The organism is Streptomyces sp. MS191, from assembly GCF_008042125.1.
GTDB lineage: Bacteria > Actinomycetota > Actinomycetes > Streptomycetales > Streptomycetaceae > Streptomyces.
The window spans coordinates 845682-850798 of sequence record NZ_RDBI01000040.1; the positions used below are offsets into that span (position 1 = coordinate 845682).

The 5117-nt window shown below is 72.4% G+C and carries 4 protein-coding genes and 3 pseudogenes; 1 reads left to right on the top strand and 6 read right to left on the bottom strand.

Annotation, left to right across the window (positions count from 1 at the left end):
* Both EAO71_RS10810 and EAO71_RS10815 read right to left on the bottom strand, forming a co-directional pair.
* Positions 1 to 549 (bottom strand): SidA/IucD/PvdA family monooxygenase (locus EAO71_RS10810; RefSeq protein ID WP_147979220.1); only part of this gene is annotated, 549 nt, incomplete at its 3' end.
* A pseudogene (locus EAO71_RS10815) lies at positions 546 to 1244 on the bottom strand (pyridoxal phosphate-dependent decarboxylase family protein); the annotation flags it as partial. The gene EAO71_RS10810 and the pseudogene EAO71_RS10815, both read right to left, overlap by 4 nt.
* Before the next feature lie 125 nt (positions 1245 to 1369).
* Here EAO71_RS10815 and EAO71_RS10820 point away from each other — a divergent pair.
* A pseudogene (locus EAO71_RS10820) lies at positions 1370 to 1597 on the top strand (M1 family aminopeptidase); the annotation flags it as partial.
* Here EAO71_RS10820 and pepN read toward each other — a convergent pair.
* From pepN to EAO71_RS10840, 4 genes and pseudogenes are all read right to left on the bottom strand, one after another.
* Positions 1589 to 3079: pseudogene (pepN, locus tag EAO71_RS10825) on the bottom strand (aminopeptidase N); the annotation flags it as partial. The pseudogenes EAO71_RS10820 and pepN sit on opposite strands and share 9 nt — an antisense overlap.
* Before the next feature lie 53 nt (positions 3080 to 3132).
* Entirely contained in the window at positions 3133 to 4122 is a 990-nt protein-coding gene (locus EAO71_RS10830; protein WP_147977524.1) for an asparaginase, read from the bottom strand.
* Positions 4122 to 4427: a chorismate mutase gene (locus tag EAO71_RS10835; protein ID WP_147979221.1), complete on the bottom strand. Its 306-nt coding sequence runs from the start codon at positions 4425 to 4427 to the stop codon at positions 4122 to 4124. Before EAO71_RS10835 ends, EAO71_RS10830 begins: the two co-directional genes overlap by 1 nt.
* A gap of 11 nt (positions 4428 to 4438) precedes the next feature.
* The coding region (locus tag EAO71_RS10840) for a helix-turn-helix transcriptional regulator (protein ID WP_147979222.1) at positions 4439 to 5117 on the bottom strand (679 nt) is incomplete at its 5' end.

Here is a 5117-nt window from a genome sequence, read left to right on the forward strand (position 1 = left end):
GGGACGTGGGGCTGGGGGGACGTGGGGCTGGGTGCCGACGCCGAGGGCGATGTGCCGGGTGTAGGCGCGGCCGAGTGCCTCGGCCTCGCCGTCGCCGTCGAGTTGGGTGAAGTCGACTTCGAAGAGGGCGCGTTCGGGGTTCCAGCGGACGGCGTCGACCTGGTGTCCGAAGTGCAGGCCGGGGAGCTGGCTGCTGACCCAGCGGCAGTAGGCGTCGTACTCGGCTCGCTGGATGTGGAACTTCTCGGCGAAGTAGAAGGGGAAGAGCCGGTCGCGGGAGCGGAGGTAGCTGAGGAAGGACCAGGGGCTGGCGGGGTCGGCGAGGGTGACCAGGTCGGCGAGGAAGGGGACCTGGAGGGTGGCTCCTTCGATGAGGAGGCCGGGGTGCCAGTGGAAGGCGGGGTTCTGTTCGAAGAAGGTGGTCGCGAGGCCGCCGGGGATGCCGTGGGCGAGGGCGGCGAGGGAGAGGTTGAACGGGCCGATGCCGATGCCCACCAGGTCGTAGGGCCGGTCGAGGTCGTGCTGCGGGTGGGGGGTGCTGCCGGTCATCGGTCGGTGCTGCCTTCCACGAGGGTGAGGATCTGTTCCAGGTCGCCGGAGGTGGCGTGCGGGTTGAGGAGGGTGGCCTTGAGCCAGAGCCGGCCGTCCTCGTGGGCCCGGCCGAGGACGGCGCGGCCTTCGGTGAGGAGGGTGCGGCGGATGGTGGCGACCGTGGCGTCGGCGGCGTCCCGGGGCCGGAACAGGACGGTGGTCAGGGTGGGGCGCTCGTAGAGCTCCAGGCCGGGTGTCTTGTCGACGAGGTCGGCGAGTTCCCTGGCCAGGGCGCAGCAGGTGTCGACGAGGTCGCCGAGGCCGGTGCGGCCGAGGGTGCGGAGGGTGACGGCGATCTTGAGGATGTCGGGGCGCCGGGTGGTGCGCAGGGAGCGGCCGAGGAGGCTGGGGAGGCCGGCTTCGGTGTCGTCGTCGGCGTTGAGGTAGTCGGCGGTGTGGCTCAGTGCGGCCAGGTCGGCGGTGTCGCGGACGGCGAGGAGTCCGGCGGCGGCCGGCTGCCAGCCGAGTTTGTGCAGGTCGAGGGCGACGGACCGGGCGCGGTCGAGGCCGGCGAGCAGGGGGCGGTGGGTGGTGCTGAAGAGGGCGGCGCCGCCGTAGGCCGCGTCGATGTGGAGTTCGGCGCCGTGGGCTTCGCAGAGGTCGGCGATCTGGGGCAGGGGGTCGATGCGGCCGGTGTCGGTGGTGTCCGGAGTGTCGGCCGGGGCCTCGTCGGCCGGGGCTTCGGGTGCCTCGTCCTCGGGGGTCTCGTCCGTGGCGGTGTCGTCGGTGGCCTCGGTGGAGGTCTCCGGCTCGGCCGCTGCGCCGGCGGTCTCGGCGCGTCACCTTCCGCGAGGAATACGTCTTCCGCTCCGCCGTCACCATCACCGAGCGGCAGACCCGCGCCAACGTCATCGCCCACGAGATGGCCCACATGTGGTTCGGCGACCTCGTCACCCTGCGCTGGTGGGACGACATCTGGCTGAACGAGTCCTTCGCCGAGTACATGGGCTACCAGACCGTCAACGAAGCCTGTTCCGACCTCTTCCCCGACACCTGGATCGAGTTCGAGGCGTTCGCGCAGGACGAGCCGCTTGCTGTCGACGAGGTCGCGGTCGTAGACGCCGACGGCGATGCGGTGCGGGCGGCTGCCGTCGTTGCGGACGGTGAGGGTGGTGTGGGTGGCGTCGCCGCCGAGTTCGGGGGTGAGGGCGTCGACGCCGGTGGTGCGCAGCCACTGCTCGGCCCAGCCGTGGACGTCGCGGTCGGTGGCGGAGGCGAGGTTGTCGATGAAGTCGGCGAGGGTGGCGTTGCCGAACCTGTGGCGCGCGAAGTGGGTGTTGATGCCGGCGAGGAAGTCCTTCTCGCCCATCCACGTCACCAGCTGGCGCAGGGCGGCGGCGCCCTTGGCGTAGGAGATGCCGTCGAAGTTGAGCAGGGCGGAGGCGGTGTCGGGGACGGCCTCCGGGTCGGGGGCGACGGCGTGGGTGGAGGGCCGCTGGTCGGCGTCGGAGCCCCAGGCCTTGCGTCCGATGCCGAACTCGATCCAGGTGTCGGGGAAGAGGTCGGAACAGGCTTCGTTGACGGTCTGGTAGCCCATGTACTCGGCGAAGGACTCGTTCAGCCAGATGTCGTCCCACCAGCGCAGGGTGACGAGGTCGCCGAACCACATGTGGGCCATCTCGTGGGCGATGACGTTGGCGCGGGTCTGCCGCTCGGTGATGGTGACGGCGGAGCGGAAGACGTATTCCTCGCGGAAGGTGACGAGGCCGGGGTTCTCCATCGCGCCGGCGTTGAACTCGGGGACGAAGGCCTGGTCGTAGGAGTCGAAGGGGTAGGGCTCCTCGAACTTCTCGTGGTAGCGGTCGAAGCAGGCCTTGGTGACGGCGAGGATCTCGTCGGCGTCGGCGTCGAGGTGGGGGGCGAGGGAACGGCGGCAGTGCAGGCCGAAGGGGAGGCCGGCGTGCTCGGCGCGCACGGAGTGCCAGGGGCCGGCGGCGACGCAGACGAAGTACGTGGAGAGCAGAGGGGTGGTGGCGGCGGTCCAGCGGCCGTCGGGGCCCTGTGCGGTGATGCCGTTGGACAGGACGGTCCAGCCCTGGGGGGCCTGGACGGAGACGTCGAAGACGGCCTTGAGGTCGGGCTGGTCGAAGGCGGCGAAGACCCGCTGGACGTCTTCCATGAAGAGCTGGGTGTAGACGTACGACTCGCCGTCGGCGGGGTCGGTGAAGCGGTGCATGCCCTCGCCGGTGCGCGAGTACCGCATGGTGGCGGCGATCTCCAGGGTGTGCTCGCCCTCGGCGAGGTCCAGGGGGAGCCGGTTGCCGTCGAGGGCGGCGGGGTCGAGGGGCGTGCCGTCGAGCAGGGCGGAGTGGAGGGTCTCGGGCTTCAGCTCGACGAAGGTGTCCCCGGCCGTGCGGGCGGTGAACCGGATGGTGCTCCTGGACCGGAAGGTGTCGTCACCGGTGGTCAGGTCGAGCTCGACCTCGTAGTGGTGGACGTCGAGGAGCCGGGCACGGGTCTGCGCTTCGTCGCGCGTCAGTACGGACATGGGCTCCATGCTGCCTGATGGGGGCGGGGCGGGAACGGGGTTCCGCCCTCGGCTCACGCCAGGCCGGTGCCGGTGAGGTGGGTGAAGGCCGCGGTGATGCGGGGGCGGTCGTATCCGGCCTCGCCGGCCGCTCCGCTGGAGAGCAGGGTGTGCAGGAGGAGGCGGGCCTTGACGGGGTCCAGGGGCCCGGCGGGGATGAGGCCGCGGTGCAGGACGTCGTACTCGGAGCCGGGGCCCCGGTAGGTGTGGGACAGGGTGGTGCCGGCGCCGGTGCGGGAGGCGAGGACGACCGGGATGCGGCGCGCGAGCTCTTCGAGGGGTTCGACCAGCCAGGTCGGGACGTGGCCGGCGCCGAAGGCGGCGACGACGAGGCCGTCGTAGCGGGAGTCGACGGCGTCGAGGAGTTCGCCGCGGTCGCCGAGGGAGAGGGTGAGCAGGGCGACCCGGATCTCGGGGTCGAGTCGCAGGGAGCAGACCGCCGAGGGGGTGGCCGGGCGGAGCAGGATCCGCGCCTCGCCCTCGACGACCGAGCCGATCGGGCCGGCGCCGGGCGAGGCGAAGGTGGCCACGGAGGTGGTGTGGGTCTTGCGGACGTGGCGGGCGGCGTGGATCTCGTCGGCGAGGACGACGAGGACGCCGAGGTCGCGGCAGGCCGGGTCGGAGGCGACCGCGACGGCGGCGGCGAGGTTGGCGGGGCCGTCGGCGCCGGGCAGGTCGGGGCGCCGCATGGCGCCGGTGACGACGACCGGCTCGGTGGTCGGGCAGAGCAGGTCGAGGAGGAAGGCGGTCTCCTCCAGGGTGTCGGTGCCCTGGACGACGACGACGCCGGAGCCGGCCGCGACCGTCGCGCGCACCTCGTCGGCGAGGGCGGCGACGTCCTCCAGGGACAGCGAGGAGCTGGGCAGCCGGCGGAAGTCGCGGAGCTCCGCCTCGGTGCCGACGGCACCGAGCCCGGCGAGGACCTCGGTGCCCGTGAGGCGCGCCGCGTCCCCGCCCCGGGCGGAGATCGTCCCTCCCAGGGTGAAGACCGTGACGCGGCCCATCAGCGTGCTCCGTCCGCAATCGTCTCGTGGTGCCGGATGACCTCCGCGATGATGAAGTTCAGCAGTTTCTCCGCGAACGCCGGGTCCAGTTTCGCGCTCTCGGCCAGTTCCCGCAGCCGGGCGATCTGGCGGGACTCGCGCTCGGGGTCGGCGGGCGGCAGCTGGTGCTTGGCCTTGAGGACGCCGACCTGCTGGGTGCATTTGAAGCGTTCGGCGAGCATGTGGACGACCGCCGCGTCGATGTTGTCGATGCTGTCGCGCAGTCGGGACAGTTCCTCTTGTACGGACTCGTCGATGTCGCTCATGGGCAGCGAGCTTAGACGGAGCGCCCGACGATCGTCGGAGGGTGTTCGGGATCCGGAACGCGGTCGCTCCAGCCGCCGGGTACGGCACGTCCTTGCTGGTCGCGGAAGCGGACGGGTGCGGTGCCGACACGGCGCGTGAACAGCCGGGAGAAGTAGGCCGGGTCGTCGTAGCCGACGCGGCGGGCGACCGCGGCGACGGGCAGCTCGGTCGCGGCGAGGAGTTCCTTGGCGCGTCCGAGGCGGATGGAGAGGAGGTAGTCCTTCGGGCTGCAGCCGGCGGCGCGGCGGACGGCGGTGCGCAACTCGGCCGCGCTCATGCCGTGCCGGGCGGCGTGCTCGGCGACGGAGAGCGGCTGGAAGGCGTCGCGGGCGAGTGCGGAGAGGACGGGGTCGCCGTCGGCGTTGGTGTCGGCGCGGGCGCGGCGCAGGGCGACGAGGAGTTCGTGGACGGCGGCGCCGGTCTCGACCTCCAGGAGGGGGTTGCCGCGGCGGGCGGCGCGGGCGATGCGGCCGATGGCGGCGCGGGGGCCGGCGGCGTCGGCGAGCGGGACGACGGGCCGGTCGGGTTCGATGTAGCCGAGTTCGGTGTAGGTGGCGGTGGCGGGGCCGCCGAAGTCGACGAAGCTCTCGTCCCAGCCGGTGGCGGGGTCGGCGGCGTAGTGGTGGGGCACGCCGGGGGTGAGCCAGATG

Coding starts and splice junctions, on each gene's coding strand:
- EAO71_RS10830 (WP_147977524.1), bottom strand. CDS start 4,122: ATGGGCCGCGTCACGGTCTTCACCCTGGGAGGGACGATCTCCGCCCGG.
- EAO71_RS10835 (WP_147979221.1), bottom strand. CDS start 4,427: ATGAGCGACATCGACGAGTCCGTACAAGAGGAACTGTCCCGACTGCGC.